At 75.3% G+C, this 15,430-nt stretch carries 12 protein-coding genes and 1 pseudogene; 9 read left to right on the forward strand and 4 right to left on the reverse strand.

The features are described 5' to 3' along the window. Nucleotides 1-49 precede the first annotated feature (49 nt). Nucleotides 50-931 (forward strand): LLM class F420-dependent oxidoreductase, encoded by an 882-nt coding sequence (locus QFZ64_RS03185; protein WP_307062088.1) that lies wholly within the window; start codon nucleotides 50-52, stop codon nucleotides 929-931. A 54-nt stretch (nucleotides 932-985) separates the two neighbouring features. On the opposite strand, the gene QFZ64_RS03190 is transcribed toward QFZ64_RS03185, so the two are convergent. Further along, complete coding sequence (locus QFZ64_RS03190) at nucleotides 986-3,166, reverse strand: serine/threonine-protein kinase (RefSeq protein ID WP_307062090.1); 2,181 nt, start codon at nucleotides 3,164-3,166, stop codon at nucleotides 986-988. A gap of 211 nt (nucleotides 3,167-3,377) precedes the next feature. Here QFZ64_RS03190 and QFZ64_RS03195 point away from each other — a divergent pair, with 211 nt between their 5' ends. Next, nucleotides 3,378-3,896, forward strand: coding sequence for an adenylate kinase (locus QFZ64_RS03195; RefSeq protein WP_307062092.1), 519 nt, complete (start codon nucleotides 3,378-3,380; stop codon nucleotides 3,894-3,896). 64 nt (nucleotides 3,897-3,960) lie between these two features. Here QFZ64_RS03195 and QFZ64_RS03200 read toward each other — a convergent pair whose 3' ends face one another. Continuing rightward, nucleotides 3,961-4,746 carry a LysR family transcriptional regulator substrate-binding protein gene (locus QFZ64_RS03200; protein ID WP_307062094.1) on the reverse strand — a complete coding sequence of 262 codons (786 nt, stop codon included), beginning with the start codon at nucleotides 4,744-4,746 and terminating at the stop codon, nucleotides 3,961-3,963. A gap of 58 nt (nucleotides 4,747-4,804) precedes the next feature. Between QFZ64_RS03200 and QFZ64_RS03205 the strand changes: the two genes are divergently transcribed. Next, entirely contained in the window at nucleotides 4,805-5,203 is a 399-nt protein-coding gene (locus tag QFZ64_RS03205; protein WP_307062095.1) for a DUF5997 family protein, read from the forward strand. Between the two features lie 386 nt (nucleotides 5,204-5,589). Here the strand turns inward: QFZ64_RS03205 and QFZ64_RS35265 are convergent. Then, nucleotides 5,590-5,762: pseudogene (locus tag QFZ64_RS35265) on the reverse strand (acyltransferase papA2); the annotation flags it as partial. 122 nt (nucleotides 5,763-5,884) lie between these two features. Here QFZ64_RS35265 and QFZ64_RS03210 point away from each other — a divergent pair. From QFZ64_RS03210 to QFZ64_RS03220, 3 genes are all read left to right on the forward strand, one after another. Continuing rightward, nucleotides 5,885-9,745, forward strand: coding sequence for a helix-turn-helix domain-containing protein (locus tag QFZ64_RS03210; protein WP_307062097.1), 3,861 nt, complete (start codon nucleotides 5,885-5,887; stop codon nucleotides 9,743-9,745). Nucleotides 9,746-9,875: 130 nt separating this feature from the next. Beyond that, the gene (locus tag QFZ64_RS03215; protein ID WP_307062099.1) at nucleotides 9,876-10,778 is read left to right on the forward strand and encodes a C40 family peptidase; all 903 of its coding nucleotides are present in this window, start codon (nucleotides 9,876-9,878) and stop codon (nucleotides 10,776-10,778) included. A 100-nt stretch (nucleotides 10,779-10,878) separates the two neighbouring features. Continuing rightward, complete coding sequence (locus tag QFZ64_RS03220) at nucleotides 10,879-11,277, forward strand: hypothetical protein (protein ID WP_307062101.1); 399 nt, start codon at nucleotides 10,879-10,881, stop codon at nucleotides 11,275-11,277. Between the two features lie 137 nt (nucleotides 11,278-11,414). Here the strand turns inward: QFZ64_RS03220 and QFZ64_RS03225 are convergent, their stop codons facing one another. Continuing rightward, nucleotides 11,415-13,010: an alpha-1,2-mannosidase gene (locus tag QFZ64_RS03225; protein ID WP_307062103.1), complete on the reverse strand. Its 1,596-nt coding sequence runs from the start codon at nucleotides 13,008-13,010 to the stop codon at nucleotides 11,415-11,417. 350 nt (nucleotides 13,011-13,360) lie between these two features. Between QFZ64_RS03225 and QFZ64_RS03230 the strand changes: the two genes are divergently transcribed. The 3 genes from QFZ64_RS03230 (at nucleotide 13,361) to QFZ64_RS03240 (ending at nucleotide 15,321) form a co-directional block, all read left to right on the forward strand. Beyond that, nucleotides 13,361-13,717, forward strand: coding sequence for a PRC-barrel domain-containing protein (locus QFZ64_RS03230; protein WP_307071550.1), 357 nt, complete (start codon nucleotides 13,361-13,363; stop codon nucleotides 13,715-13,717). A gap of 135 nt (nucleotides 13,718-13,852) precedes the next feature. Beyond that, nucleotides 13,853-14,023 carry a hypothetical protein gene (locus QFZ64_RS03235; protein ID WP_307062105.1) on the forward strand — a complete coding sequence of 57 codons (171 nt, stop codon included), beginning with the start codon at nucleotides 13,853-13,855 and terminating at the stop codon, nucleotides 14,021-14,023. Nucleotides 14,024-14,304: 281 nt separating this feature from the next. Next, nucleotides 14,305-15,321, forward strand: a complete 1,017-nt coding sequence (locus QFZ64_RS03240) for a hypothetical protein (RefSeq protein WP_307062107.1) — start codon at nucleotides 14,305-14,307, stop codon at nucleotides 15,319-15,321. Nucleotides 15,322-15,430: the final 109 nt, after the last annotated feature.

Consider the following 15,430-nt stretch of genomic DNA (forward strand, 5'->3'; position numbering starts at 1 on the left):
AGGTTGCGGGGGGTAGGAGAGGTTCGTACCCGGAGCAGAAGGAGGGCCCATGGCACAGCGTGAGGGCATCGGCAGGATCGGCGTGTGGAGCGGTGCGTGGAGCAGCGCGCTGAGCGGCGACGGCTCGGCGTACACCGCCGCCTACGACGAGGCCGCCGCCGAGCTCGACGAGCTGGGCTTCGGCACCCTCTGGCTGGGGGCGAGCCCGTCCGTCGGGTACGCGGCGCGGGTGCTCGCGGCGACCTCCCGCCTCACCGTGGCGACCGGCATCCTGAGCATCTGGGAGCACAAGGCGGCGGACGTGGCCAAGCAGCGCGCCACCGTCGAGCGCGAGCACCCCGGCCGCTTCCTCCTCGGGCTCGGGGTGAGCCACAGCGCGCTCGCCCCGCGGTACGCGCGGCCGTACTCCGCGATGCGGGACTTCCTGACGGCGCTGGACGGCGCCGCCGAGCCGGTACCGCAACAGGGGCGCGTGCTGGCCGCGCTGGGCCCGCGGATGCTGGAGCTGGCCCGCGACCGGGCCGCGGGGGCGCACCCGTACCTCGTCACCGCCGGGCACACGGCGCACGCGCGGGAGGCGCTCGGCCCTCAGCCGCTGCTCGCGCCGGAGCTGAAGGTCGTCCTGGACACGGACCTCGACCGTGCCCGCGCGATCGCCCGCGCGTACCTCGGCCGCTATCTGGCGCTGCCCAACTACACGGGCAATCTGCTGCGTTCGGGCTTCACCGAGGACGACGTGCGCGACGGCGGCAGCGACCGCCTGGTGGACGCGGTGTTCGCGCTGGGCGACGAGAAGGCGGTCGTGCGCAGGACGGAGGAGTTCTTCGCGGCGGGCGCGGACCATGTCGCGCTCCAGGCCGTCACCGAGGACCCGCTCGCCGGTCTGCCGCGGGCCCAGTGGCGCCGGCTGGCGGCCGCGCTGCTCGGCTGAGCCTCGCGGCGGCCGGGGTGACGGCCCTCAGCTGCCGGCCGCCGGCCGCCGGGATCAGCGTTTCGCGGGGGTGCGCGAGGGACGGTCCGGGTCGACGGAGAAGGCCGTGTCGCCCGCCACCGCGACGAGCGCGTCCTTCACCGTCAGCACGCTCGGCACCGTGTCCCCGGCCGCGGCGCCCAGGGCGTCCAGCTTGGCCGTGGTCCAGCGGACGGCGCCGGTGGTGCGGTCCAGGGCGACCAGGCGGCCGTCGCGGTTGGCGAGGTAGAGGGCGTCGAGCGCGGTCGACCCGGCGGGGATCGCGAGGTTCTCGACGCCGGTGTCGCACTGCCAGAGCCGCGGCCCGTTGGCCGAGTGGGCGGTGACCGTGCCGTCGGGGCGGACGAAGTACACGATGCCGTTGAGGAGGGTGGGCGTGCCGCGAACGGTGTCGGGAAGACGGACCCGGATGAGAGCCCCACTGAGGGGGTCGACGCGGATCAGGGTGCCGTACTCCTCGTCGCGCCCGCCCTCCGTCTCGGCGTCCAGGTGTTTGCGCAGCGCGAACAGGGGCTGCGCACTGACCGCGCCGAGCGGCACCACCCGCGGGGAGAGGTGCGCGAGTTCATGTGCCGTGCCGTCGGCCGGGTCCAGGCGCAGCAGGGCCACCGGGCTCTTGACCGGGTCGGCGGCGTCGGTGCAGACGGCGTAGGGGGCGCCGCCGAGCACCAGGGGTCCGCACGCGGTGCCGACGGACGACTTCCCCGCGGTCCGCCACCGCGGTTCGCCCGTCCTGGCGTCCAGGGCCATGAGGTCCGACGATCCCTGCGGCACCGCGAGGACGCCGCCGTCGAACAGGGCGGCGGGGTGGCTCGCGTCGATCTCGCGGCTCCAGACCCGTCTGCCGGTGGCGGCGTCGAGGGCGACCAGTTCCCGGGGCGCGTGGACCTCGGTCGCGTCGGGCCGCTCGTAGGTGTAGACGATCCCGTCGCGCACTCCGAGGGGGCGTTCGGCGGGCCCCGCGTCGTCGCCGTACCGCCAGTCGAGGCGGCCGGTGGCGGCGTCGACGCGCGCGACCGTGAAGCCGGTGCCCGCGCAGTACAGCGAGGTGCCGTCGGCCACGCAGCCGGCGCCCGCCGCGTCCACGTCGTGGGACGTGGAGTGGGTCTTCACGGGGCCGCTGAGCCGGGTCCGCCAGGGCTGCCAGCCGGCGGGCAGCACGGCGGCCCGGTGGGTGGCGGAGGCGGTGGGCGTCCCGCTCCCGCCCGCCGTACGGGACACCAGGTAGTACGCCGCCACGCCCGCCACGGCGGTGACCACGGCCAGGCCGAGGACGACGGAACGGCGCAGCCGACGACGCGGCCCGCCGCCGGTCGCGGGCGGTGCGTCGCCCGACGTGCCCGGCGACGCCGGGCCGCCGGGGACATCGGCCGTACAGGAGGTGTCCGGCAGGGACCGGAACAGTTCGCGCAGTTCGGCGAGCGTGGGCCGGGACGCCGGGTCCTTGTCCAGGCAGCGTTCGACGACTGTCCGCAGCGGCTCGGCCACCCCTTCCAGGTCGGGCCGCTCGTGCATGACCCGATGACCCGTCAGATACGGGCTGTCGGCGTCGAACGGCGCCCTGCCCATGGCGGCGTACACGAGCAGCGAGCCGAGCGAGAACACGTCCGAGGCGGCGGTGACGTCCCTGGGCGAGGCGAACTGCTCGGGGGACATGAACGGCGGGTTGCCGATCAGCCGTCCGGTCACGGTGAGGGCCCGGTTGTCGGCGGCGCGCGAGATGCCGAAGTCGATGACGCGCGGCCCGTCCTGTGCCATGAGCACGTTGCCGGGCTTGAGGTCCCGGTGCACCACCCCGGCCTGATGGATGTCCCGCAGCGCCTCGACGAGTCCCAGCGCCAGCGCGCGCAGCGCCCGCCCGTCGAGCGGACCGTCCTCGGACACGAGGTCGGCGAGCGTGCGGCCCGGCACGTACGTCGTGGCCATCCACGGCTGCGCGGCGTCGGGATCTGCGTCCACCACGGGCGCGGTGAACGCCCCGCTCACCCGGCGGACCGCCGCGACCTCCTGCCGGAACCGGGCCCGGAACTCCTCGTCCTCCGCGTACCGCGCGTGCACCACCTTGACGGCGACGAGCCGCCCCGACGCCGAGCGCGCCAGGTACACGACGCCCATGCCGCCGCTGCCGAGCCGCTCGACGAGCTCATGGCCGCCCACGGACCCGATGGACTCCGATTCACCGGTGCTCGACGGCATCGCCGTTCGCCTCTCCCCTTGCACTTCCGCCCCATCCGCCCCATGTGCCGCAGGCGCACCACACGTCTGTACGGCGGCATCAGACTAGTGCCTGCCCGGGAGCGCGTGCGGAGGAGGCGGGAGCTCGTACGCGGGGCCCGCCGCGGCATGCGCGGGCAGCCGCGAAGTGGTTCGAGTGAAGCGGGCGTTGGCGCCACGTAAGGTGGTGGGCATGCAGCGGATACTGGTGGTGGGCGTCACGGGCGCGGGCAAGTCCACGCTCGCCCGCGCCGTGAGCCGGCGCCTCGACGTGCCCTACCACGAGATGGACTCGCTGTACTTCACCGGCCCCGACTGGACCGTGAACGAGGAGCTGGCCGAAGCGGTGGCGCGCGTGACGGCCGGCCCGCGCTGGATCGTCGACTCACTCGGCTACCCGGAGGTCCGCGACCGGCTCTGGGAGCGGGCCGACACGGTGATCTGGCTCGACTACGCCCGCCGCGTCGTCATGCCCCGCGTGCTGCGCCGGTCGCTGCGCCGCACACTCACCCGCGAGTCCCTCTTCGGCGGCAACCGGGAGACCTGGGCGGGGTGGCTCAGCCGTGAGCATCCCGCCTGGTGGGCGTGGTCGCAGTACAGGGGCCGACGGCGGGAGATCGAACAGCGCACGCGCGACCCGCGCTTCTCGCCCCTGCGAACGCTCCGCTTCTCCCGGCCCGACGCGACGGCGGAGTGGCTGCGGTCGCTCTGACGTCCGCGGTCGTCAGGGAGTCCGGCGCGGCGGGGCGCGGCGGGCAGGCAGCCGTACGCGCGTCTCAGCGGCGGGGGCGGCCGCCGCGCCGGCCGCCGGACTTTCCGCCGCCGCCGGACTTCCCTCCGCCGCCGCCGGACTTCCCTCCGCCGCCGGACTTCCCTCCGCCCGCAGCGGGCTTGCGCCGTGCGGTCCGGTTCTCGCGGCGCTCGGGCTTCTCCTCCGCCTGCGGCCGCTGCCGGCCCCGCGTGCTGTTCACGGTCCGGCCGCGGACGATGCCGATCAGGTCCTCGACGAGGTCGCCGGCGGCCTCCTGCGGCCAGCACAGGGCGACGTCCGACTGCGGGGCGTCGACGACCGTCCGGTAGGTGAGGTCCCGGCGGTGGTACAGCCGGGCCAGCGACTGCGGGACGACGAGCACGCCCACGCCCGCCGCCACCAGTTCGACGGCGTCCTCGGTGGTGGCGGGGCGCTCGAAGGCGGGCTCGCCCGGCAGCCGGTCCCAGCCGAGGACGTCGTCGAGCGGGTGGAGGACGACCTCGTCGGCGAGGTCGTCGAGGGTCACCTCCTCGGCCGCGGTGACGAGGTGGTCCCCGGGGACCACGACGACCGTCGTCTCCGTGTACAGGGGGATCGCGCTGAACAGGTCGCGGTCGACCGGCAGCCGCACGAAACCCGCGTCGGCCGCGCCCTCGCGCAGGACGCCGGGGGCTTCGGACGCGGGCACCTGGAGGAGCGTGAGCGGGGTGCCGGGCAGCCGCTCGGCCCAGATCCGGGCCCATTTCGCCGGGGTCACACCCGGCACGTAGGCGAGGCGGAACGTGGGAGGTACTTCTTCCGAGCCGGTCACGCCGCCAGGTTACCCACCGTGGTCGGCGGCCCGGTGGGGGGCCGATAGTCTGGAGGGCATGAAGTCGCACCAGACCGCCCAGACGATGAAGCCCGCCACCGCGGCGAAGAAGCTGGGTGTGTACCTCCCCGCCACCCCCGCGGAGTTCCAGGAGGGTGTCGTCACGCGCGCCGAGCTCGACGCGCTCCAGGCCGAGCCGCCCGAGTGGCTGCGGACGCTGCGGAGCGAGGGCCCGCACCCGCGCCCCGTGGTGGCGGCGAAACTGGGCGTCTCCATCGCGGGTCTCGCGCGGGGCGGTGTCACGGAGGCGCTCAGCACCGAGCAGATCGAGGCGCTGAAGGCCGAGCGGCCCGAGTGGCTGGAGAAGGAGCGCGCGACCCAGGCGGAGGTCCGCCGCGAGGCGGCCCGGCTGAAGGCGCGCGAGGCCGAACAGGCGGATCGCCCGTCCGGCGCCTGAGCCCGCCCCCTCCGGCGGGACCCGCGGCTCCTCGCCCCCGCCGCCCCAGCCCTTCCCTTCCCCGAGGGCTCCGCCTCCGGACTCCCAAAAGATGCGCGGTTCCCCACGCCCCTCAAGAAGCCGGGCGGGCCGCGCCGAGGCGTGCCCGGGCAGCCGTCGACACGATGTGTTCCCGTCCGCCTTCGACGTAGCGGCGCCCGTTCTTCGCCGCGATCTCGGTGTCGGGGTGGCGCGCGCGGCGAGCGCAGGCCGTCGTGGAAGCGGGAGAGCCAGGCGTACACCTGGTCGGCCGCCGCAGGAGACGCGGATCAGGCCGTGCGCCCGCCTCTCCTGCCACCGCTCGGAGCCGGGGAAGCCGGGGGGCGACGAACGAGACGTACGAGGCGTACGAACAGGCCGTCCTCGCGCACCGCGCACGCCGTCCGTACGTGCGATTCCTGGACGTGGGCCGGCGGACGGATGTCCTACGTCAGACCGTCGCCGCGGCGACGGTCTGCGGATGGAGCGCCCGCTCCGCGAGCCGTCCGGGACGGATCTCGCAATGCTGGATGTCGGTCATGCGAAAAGAGCTCTCCGTTCACGCCACAGGGTGGTCACCTCAGCCGAACGAGTGACTGACCAGCGCGGTTGCGGGCCCTGCCCCGCTAGCGTGAGCGCCCGCACCGGGGGGCGGAGGAACGCATGGGCGAGGCACGGAACCTGTCACCGGAGGGGGCGCCGGACGGGACACCCGACGGGACGGCGGACAGGGCGGGGGGTGCTCGGGGGACCGGTGGGGGGTTCGGGGCGGCGTTGCGGCGGGCGCGGGCCGAGCGCGGGCTGTCGCTCTCGGCTCTGGCGCGGCTGGTGCATTACAGCAAGGGCTATCTCAGCAAGATCGAGACCGGCGGCAAGCCGCCCACCGCCGACCTGGCGCGGCGCTGCGACGAGGCGCTGCGGGCCGGCGGGGCGCTGTCCCGGCTGGTCCCGGGGGTACCGCGGGCGCGGAGCCCCGAGCAGTCGTCGGCCGGCTGCCCCTACCGGGGCCTCGCGGCCTTCGGCCCCGAGGATGCCGACTGGTTCTTCGGGCGGGAGCGGGCCACCGCCGCCCTGCTCCAGCGGCTCGGCCGGCAGTCGGGCAGGGGGCCCCTCGCGGTGGTGGCGCCCTCGGGTGCGGGCAAGTCGTCGCTGCTGCGGGCCGGCCTGGTGCCGGCGCTCTCGCGCACCGGCACGCCGGAGGCGCCCGCACCGCACGTGGTGGTGTGCACGCCCACCGCACGCCCCCTGGAACAACTGCACGCCCTGCTCGGCACCCGGGAGCGGGAACCGGACCGCCTCGCCCCCTCCGTCCCCTTCGTCCTGGTGGTGGACCAGTTCGAGGAACTCTTCACCCTGTGCCGCGACGACGACGAGCGCCGCGCCTATCTCCGCGAACTGACCGCGCTGTGCACCGGCCCCGCGGCGCCGGCCCGTGTGGTGCTGGGGCTGCGCGCCGACTTCAGCGGACACTGCCTGACCCGTCCCGAACTGGCCGGGGTGTTCACCGGCGGCCTCTTCGTCCTCGGCCCGATGACCTCCGCGGAGCTGCGTGCCGCCGTCACCCGCCCCGCCGAGCGGGCCGGGCTGCTCCTGGAACCGGGGCTGCTGGAGCTGCTGGCCCGGGACGCGGGCGCCGAGGGGGGCGCCGAGGACGGGACGGCGGTGGCCGCCGGGGCGCTGCCGCTGCTGTCGCACGCCCTGCTGGCGACCTGGGAGGCGCGCTCCGGCCGTACCCTCACGGTCGCCGGGTACGCGGCGACGGGAGGACTGCACGGTGCGGTGGCCCGTACGGCCGAGGAGGTCTTCACCGGCCTCGACCGGTCCGGCCGGGAGGCTGCCCGCCGGGTGCTGCTGCGTCTGGTGCACGTCCGCGAGGGGGAGGCGGCCACCCGCAGGGCCGTCGCCCCGGACCGGCTGCTCGCCGGGATGCGGGAGCGGTCCGCGGCGGCGGCCGCGCTGGACGCCTTCGTCCGCGCCAGGTTGGTGACGGCCGGGGAGTCCGCGGTGGGGATCACCCACGAGGTGCTGCTGCGCGCCTGGCCCCGGATGCGGGAGTGGATCGACGCCGACCGTGCCGGGCTGCTGCTGCGTCAGCAGCTCGCGGACGCGGCGGCGGCCTGGGTGCGTGCCGGGCGGGATCCGGAGCTGCTCTACCGGGGCAACCGCCTGGCGGCGGCCGGGGAGTGGGCGGGCGCGTGGGGCGACCACGATCCGCCGGGGCCGGTGGAGGAGGAGTTCCTGTCGGCGAGCCGCGGGGCGGAGCACGGCATGCGGCTGACCTCGTTGCGCCGGGCCCGCACCCAGCGTCGGCTGCTGGCGACGCTCGCGGTGCTGCTGGCTTTGGCGGTGGGCGCGGGCGCCCTCGCCTTCCACCAGCGGTCGCGGGCGTTGCGGGAGCGGCGGGTGGCGCAGTCGCAGGCGCTCGCGGTGCGCTCGCTGGCGATGGCGGCCGGGCGGCCGGAGGCGTCGATGCTGATGGCGGCCCGGGCGTACCGGACCGCGCCGACGGTGCAGGCGCGCGGCGCCCTGCTCAGTACGCAGTCGGGAGCCTTCGCCGGCCGGCTGTCCGGGCACACCGGGCCGGTGGACGGGGTGGCCTTCTCCCCCGACGGACGGCTGCTGGCGACCGCCGGCGCCGATTCGACCGTACGGCTGTGGGACGGCCCGGGGCTGCGGTCGCCGGTGGCGACGCTCACCGGGTACGGCGCTCCCCTGCTGTCCGTGGCGTTCGCCCCGGACGGCCGGATGCTGGCGGCGGCCGGCGGGGACGGCACGGTACGGCTGTGGCGGCTGCCGGAGCGCCGGGCGGCGGGGGTGCTGTACGGGCACGCAGGCGCGGTGCGCTCCGTCGCCTTCTCCCCGGACGGCGCCACCCTGGTGTCGGGCGGCGCGGACGGGACCGTACGACTGTGGGACGCACGGACGCGGAAACAGCGGGCGGTGCTGAGGGGGCACACGGACGCCGTGCACGCGGTGGCGTTCGCGCCGGACGGGCGGCGGGTGGTGTCCGGTTCGGCCGATCGCACCGTACGGCTGTGGCGGGTGCGGGGCGGCCGGTCCACCGTGCTGCGGGGCCACGCCGACGCGGTGCTCGGGGTGGCGTTCGCGCCGGACGGGCGCAGCGTGGCGTCGGGCGGGGCCGACCGGACGGTGCGGATCTGGGACGTCACCGGCCCCGCCGGCCGGGGGGTCCACGGCGAGGAGACGGTGCTGCGGGGGCACAGCGACGACGTGAACGCGGTCGCCTACACCCGGGACGGCACCGCCGTGGTCAGCGTCAGCGGCGACGGCACGGCGAAGGTGTGGGACACCGCCGGGCACCGTGTCACCGAGACCCTCGCGGGCCACACCGACTATGTGCTGGCGCTGGCGGTCGGCCCGGGGAACCGCCTGGTCACCGGCAGCTTCGACCGGTCGGCGGTGCTGTGGGACCCCGGGCGCGGGGCGTGGACGGCGCGTCCGTTCACCGAGCTGTGGGAGTCGGCGTTCGCTCCGGACGGCCGGCTCCTGGCGGCTGCGGGCGCGGACGGCACCGTACGGCTGTGGCACGGACACGGGGTCCGGCACCTGCATGGGCACCGGCGCCGGTCCGCCGGGGTGCTGCGGGGGCACCGGGGCGCGGTGTTCACGGTGGCGTTCTCCCCCGACGGTCGGCTGCTGGCCTCCGCGGGCGCGGACCGCACGGTACGGCTGTGGGACCCGGCCCGGCGCCGTCCGCTCGCCACGCTGCGCGGCCACGCCGGCTCGGTGTTCGCCGTGGCCTTCTCGCCGGACGGGCGCGTTCTGGCGTCGGCGAGCGCGGACCGGACGGTGAAGCTGTGGGACGTCCGCCGGCACCGTGAGCTGGCCACGCTCGCCGCGCACCAGGACTTCGTCAACGCGGTGGCGTTCAGTCCGGACGGGCGGACGCTCGCCTCCGGGAGCGACGATCTGACCGTACGGCTGTGGGACGTCGCCTCGCGTGCGCCGCGGGCCTTGCTGCGCGGGCACCGAGGGGCCGTCCGGAGCGTGTCCTTCGCGCCCGACGGGCGGCGCCTGGCGAGCAGCGGCAACGACGGCACGGTCCGGGTGTGGGACACCGGGGCGGGCCGCCCGCTGGCGACCCTGACCGGGCACACCGGTGCCGTGCGCGCCGTGGCCTTCTCCCCGGACGGCGCCGCCCTGGCCTCCGGCGGGATCGACGGCACGCTGCGGCTGTGGGACGCCGTCCGGTACCGGCCGGGGCCGGTGCTCACCGGACGGGGCGGGGCGGTGTGGGGGGTGACGTTCGCCCCGGGCGGGAAACGGCCGGTGAGCTGCGGCACCGACGGCGCCGTCCGCCGGTGGTCCCTCGACCCGGGAGCGCGCGCGGCGACGATCCGGGCCCTCGTCGGCGCCCCGCGGCCCGCGGGTTTCCCGCGGGTTTCCCGTTTCCCGTCGCGGTGGGCGACCCGTGATCCCTCGACAGCCGGCCCGGCGGCGCCCCAGTCTCGAGATGCCGCCGGTCGGGTCACCGCCGGTACGTCACCGGTACGCCACCGGTGACGACCGACCGCCGCGGACCACGACCGACCAGGTCCGGCCGCGGCCGGCCCGGCGGAACACCGACGACATCCACGACGCTCACGGCCACCGTGAGCGCGGGGAACAAGGAACGGGGAACGGGGAACAGAACATGACAACACGTGAGGTACTCGCGGTGGTGCGGGCGAAGGTGTCGCTGCCGCGCAGAGCGGCCGCCGTGGCGGCTGCGGCGCTCACCCTGTGGGGCGCCGCCCTGACGGCACCGGCGGCCGGGGCGACGGCCCCCGAGGCCCCGGCGCGGGCGGCGGCCGACTGCGTCGTGCTCTCCCCCGGCGCCTCCGCCGCCGCGCAGGCCGCCGTACGGGCCGCCTGCGAGCAGATCGGCGTCTGGTACACGTGGGGCGGGGGACACGGGGCGCAGCCGGGACCGACGTACGGCCAGGTCGACCCGAGCGACCCGGCCAGCGCCCACGACCCGGAGCGGCGCGGCTTCGACTGCTCGGGCCTGGTCCGCTACGCCTACGCCCGCGCCCTCGGCGGGGACCCGCTGAACGGCAACTCGTACCACCAGTTCCACTCCTCCCGGGTGACACAGCGGTTCACCGCGGGGCAGGGCACGGCGCCGCTGCTCCCGGGCGACCTGCTGGCCTGGGGTTCGGGCGGCTCGATCCACCACATCGCGATCTACCTGGGCGCCGGGAAGATGGTCGAGGCCCGGCAGTCCGGCACCCACGTCATGGTCAGCGCCGTACGGCTCGGAGGGGACTACGCCGGTGCCGTCCGCATCGGCACGGGATCGGCGCCCTCGGGCACCGTCAGCACCTGGGGCACGGGGGTGTGGACCCACGCCGAGGCGTCGACGACCAGTGCGCGGGTGCACCGGTTCGACGGGCCGACCATGGTGCGCGTCGAGTGCCAGAAGCACGCCCAGACCGTGACGGCGGACGGCTACACCAACGACGCCTGGTCCTACCTGCCCGAGTACCGCGCGTGGATCACCAACATCTACCTCAAGGGCCCCGCCTGGCTGGACGGCGTGCCCACCTGCCGCTGACGGCGGCACGGCCGCCCTCACCTCTTCACTACCGGCTCCACTCTCACTCCCAGCCTCACCCTCACCCGGCTCCGTGCGGAGCCACATCTCAGGAGGAAGCATGTCCGCGTTCAAGAAGATCGCCCTGGCCCTCGCCGGCACCGCCCTGTTCGGCGGCCTGACCGTCGCCGCGCCCGCCGAGGCCACGCCGACCGGCCACGCCGCCAAGACCACGCACGCCGCGGCGGCCGCCGAGTGCGGGGTGCGCTCCGACGGCAAGTTGTGGTGCGGCAACCGGGTCGGCGCCAAGGGGTACGAGCACCGCTCCTACGGCAGCGGCGTGCGGGGCACGCTGACCACGGGCTTCAGCTGGTTCCAGTGCTGGGGCCCCGGTGACACCCACCTCGGCGGCAACAACGTCTGGTACTGGACGAAGCTGGACAACGGCCAGTGGGGCAACGTCCCGGCGGTCGACGTGCACACCTCGGTCGACCCGGCGCCCGGTCTGCGCCAGTGCTGACCGGGGGGCCGGACGGTGACGGCCGACCGGGAAAGGGGACGGACGGTCACCGGACAGTGACGACCAGTAGCGAAAGGTAATGCCGGAACGGCCGTGCCGCATCCCGCCTCCCGCGGAGTGCGGCACGGCCGTTCCGGTCAGTGGCGCAGGTACCGGGTCAGCCGCTCCAGCAGCTGCGCGGCCTCCTGCAGGCTCTGCGCGGTCTCCGAGAAGTCCCCGGCGAGCAGCTCTTCGCCCTCCCCGCCCTGCCCGTCCGTCCTGCCCGGTGCGGCTCCGGTGGCGGGCGCGGGGACGTTCGTGCCGCGGTACCCCACCGGTTCGGCGCCCGGGGCCTGCCGGTAGCCGATGAACGCGAAGGTTTCGGGCGCCGGGGCCGCCTCACCGCCGTCGAAGAACCGCACGGCGCTGAGCTGGGTCAGATGGTCACCGCAGTTGTCACTGATGTTCAGACGGTAGTGCTGGAAGGCGCCGGTGGTCGCGAGGCAGTACTCCTTGGTCTCGAACCGTCGCCGGAAGTGCTCGTCCTGGCGGATGTCCAGCGTCATCCAGGTCCGCCCGTCGTGCGAGCCCTCCAGGGTCCAGTCCGAGGGATCACGCTCGGTGAAGTCGTTGGCCGAGGTCAGGCTGTAGGAGCTGACCCTGACGGGGGCCCCGAAGACGAAGATCACCTCCGGGTCGCTCTCCTGGGCGAGCCACTTGGTACGCGCGGTGCCCAACAGGTTGGCGGCGACCTCGCCGGCCGCCGTGAACTCGTCGCTGGCCTGCAGCTCGCGCACCCGGTCCGTGATGTCACGACGCTCGCCGCCGGTCGCTCCCGCGCTGCCGGTGGCCTCGGTGACCAGGGAGAGCGAGGTCGCCCCGCCGCTGCGGCCGCTCCAGGTCACGCGCTCCAGCGGGGCGCCGTCGTCGAGCAGCAGGCCCAGCCGGCCGGCCGGACGCCACACCCCGTTGTGATCCTCCTCGGTGACGAAGTGCCGTACCCGGGCCGCGACCGGGCCGTCCGGGCGGGGCTGCTGCTCGGTGAGCGTGCCGCGGACCTCGCCGAGGGAGCCGTCGGCGCCGCGGACGTGACCGTGGAAACCGGACAGATCGGTGCGGAACGCCACGGAGGACTCGATGCCGTCGGTGCCGCGCCACGCCAGCCGGGTGGGGGGCTCCTGCCCGGCCGGGTCCGCGAGGGATTCGCCCTGGTCCAGGTGGACGAGCAGGGGAGGGCCCGGCTGCCAGACGGGGGCACCGAGCGGGCGCCGCTCGGTGGCGTAGGTGCGCACCGACGCCCCGCCTCCGCGGGCGGCGCGGGCCCGTCGCGTGCGCTCGGCGGCCTCGACGGGGTCCAGTGCGAGCGAGCGCAGCCGCAGCACGCCCCCGCCCCCGTCGGCGTTGCGTATGTGCAGCACGTTGACTCCGGGCAGCAGGGCCGTACCGGGAACGCTCAGCACGTACTCGCACAGGGCGTCGGGGGTGTCCGCCTCGGGCAGCCGGAACTCCTTGGCCACCGTCTCGCCGTTCAGCACGACGTCCACCGGCGCGGTGGTGCCGAGTGTCTCCAGCCGCAGGACCGCCTCGGCGGTGTCCTCGTGGTCCGGCACCACGAAGTCGACCGCGAGGTGGCCGCCGGCCGTCACCACCACGTACGAGGAGGCCACCGCGCAGCGGTGGTGGCGGACGACGGCGTTCGACAGTCCGGCGGGTCGGCTGCCGAAATCGGCGAATACGGCGAAGGCAGGGGCCATCGGTGGTTCCTCACACTCGTCGGGGGACATCCCCCGGCCGGTGTACCGGGCGACGTCCTCGGTCGTTCCTGTTGCCGGGACACTAACGGCTGCCTCTGACAACGGGTCCGACGAGCAGCCGAGTTGGGGACACGCGGGCAGGGTCCGCAGGCGCGCCCGCGGACCGTACGGCGCGCCGGCCGGAATGCGTCCCGCGTCCGGCGCGCAGGCACTGGCGGCACGACCGGCCCCGGCCGCAGAAGTCCGGGCGGCGGAATCGGGGTAACCGGAGGGTGGCGAGGTACTCGCAGTCCCGCGGTACCCCGCATCCGGTGCATCCGGTGCATCCCGGCAGGAAGGAAGGCGTGGACGTGTTCACCGTCACCGACATCCGCGAATGGCGAGGGCGCGACGTCCTCGACGCATCCGACAAGAAGCTCGGCACGCTGGAGGCGATCTACGTGGACACCACCACGGACGAGCCCGCTTTCGCCACCGTGCGCGTGGGGGCGCCCACCCGGCACCGGCTGGCCTTCGTCCCCTTGGCACAGGCACAGGTCGGGCCGGAGTACATACGTGTGGCCTGGGACAAGAAGCAGGTCAAGGGCGCGCCGAGCATCGGCACCGACGGCGAGCTGCTCGCCACCGAGGAGCCCGCCGTGTTCGCCCACTACGAGTTCGAATACCGGCCCGGTGCGACGGGAGAACGGCGGCTGGCCCGGCGCTGATCGCCCGGCTTCCCCGCTTCCTTCCGCTTCCCGGCTTCTCCGCTTCGGCTTTCCGGCCTCCCCCCACGGAGACCCGGCAAGTTCCTGGCACGCAGGAAAGCGCCCCTCAACGACACGCACAAGAAAGGTACGGCCATGGCCGTCATCCTCTTCCTCGTTCTGGTCGCCGTGGCCCTCGGTCTGATCGGCGCGCTCGTCCACGGTCTGCTCTACCTCCTGGTCATCGGCGTCCTCGTGTTCATCGCCGCTCTGTTCCTGGGCGGGCTGCGCGCCGGACGCCGCTCGGGGCGCCACGTGCCCCGCTGACGCACCGCCCCGGGCTGCCGTGGCGCCGCGAGCCCCCTCCCTCCCGGTGTCCCGGCAACCCGGGGCGGCGAAGACTGCCCGGTCCCCGCAATGAAGGCGGGTCGCTCGCCGGCGCATGATGCGTCGTAGGACGCATGGAGGGGGCGACGGGGATGGTGCGGAAACCTGGCGGGACGACGAAGGAAACGACGGGCACGAAGGACACGAGGACGCCGAAGGACGCTCCGTACGGCCGCGCGCGGCGACCCGTGACGGTCGGTCTCGGTGTTTCGCTGCTCCTGTTGTCCTCCGTCCTGTTCGGGCTGGTCCCCGGCAGGATCGCGGAGAAGGACGCGTTTCTGTCCGCACCCGCCTGCCCGGCCGGCACGCGGCCCGGCGGTTCCTGCCGGGCCGCGGTCGAGGCGACCGTCCGGGAGAAGGTGGAGGTGCACGAGAAGCGCACCCCCGATTACGACCTGGTGGTCGCCGAACGCGGCTCCGGCACCGTGCGGCGCCTGCGCATGGACGGGCACACGCCGGTGTACGAGGCGGTCCGCGCCGGTGACGCCGTGATGCTCACCTCCTGGCGCGGCGGCATCCGGAACGTACGCTTCGGCGACGCCGTCCAGGACACCCGCCTCTCGCCGGTCGACGACTGGCGGCTTCCCCTGGGTGTCGGCCTCGCGGTGCCGCCCCTCGGCCTGCTCGTGCTGTGGTCCGCGTGGGCGCTCCCCCGCCACCGTGGCGCGGGGCGGCGGACCTGGCCGTGGTGGCCGGCCGGGATCTGGGTGGCCGGTGCGGTCCTGTCCCTCGTGGGGGTCCTGGCGGGGCTGAGCGGCGACGACGTCCCGCGGGCGCTGCTGATCCAGGCGGCGGGCGCCGTTCCGGCGGCGGGCGTCGGCGGTCTGTTCGTGTGGGGGCTGCGGCGGCGGATGCGGCGGGCGGCCGACGTGCGGGACGTCGTGCCCGTCCGGCCCGTGCGCAGGCAGTGCGTGCGGGCGAGTGTCCGGGGCGAGGTGCCCTACAGCGTGTCCGGCTTCGGGTACCTGGTGGTGGGCGACGGGCCTCCGGCCGCCACTCCGGACCCGGCCGGGCGGGTCGCCCTGCGGCCGTTCCCCCCGTCGCTCGTCGTCTCGGGCGTGCGGTCCTTCCTGCCCGACGATCCCGAGGGGTGGCCGGGGGCCTACAAGTACGACGGCATCGTCATCGAGTGCCGGGACGGTGACGAACCGGAATCGGAACCGGTGGCCGTGGCCACAGGCCGGCGTGACGCCCCTCTCGTCCTGGGCGCACTGACCGCCGCACCCGCCACCGCCTGAACTCCCCCGCACCGGCGACCGGCCCGGCCAGGGGCGGAGCCCCGGGGCGGGACGCGCCCCCGAGCGGACCGGTCATCGGTGCGGACCGGTCGTCGGTACGAGGAGGGGC

Origin of the sequence: Streptomyces sp. B3I8, from assembly GCF_030816915.1 — a bacterium.
Lineage (GTDB): Bacteria > Actinomycetota > Actinomycetes > Streptomycetales > Streptomycetaceae > Streptomyces.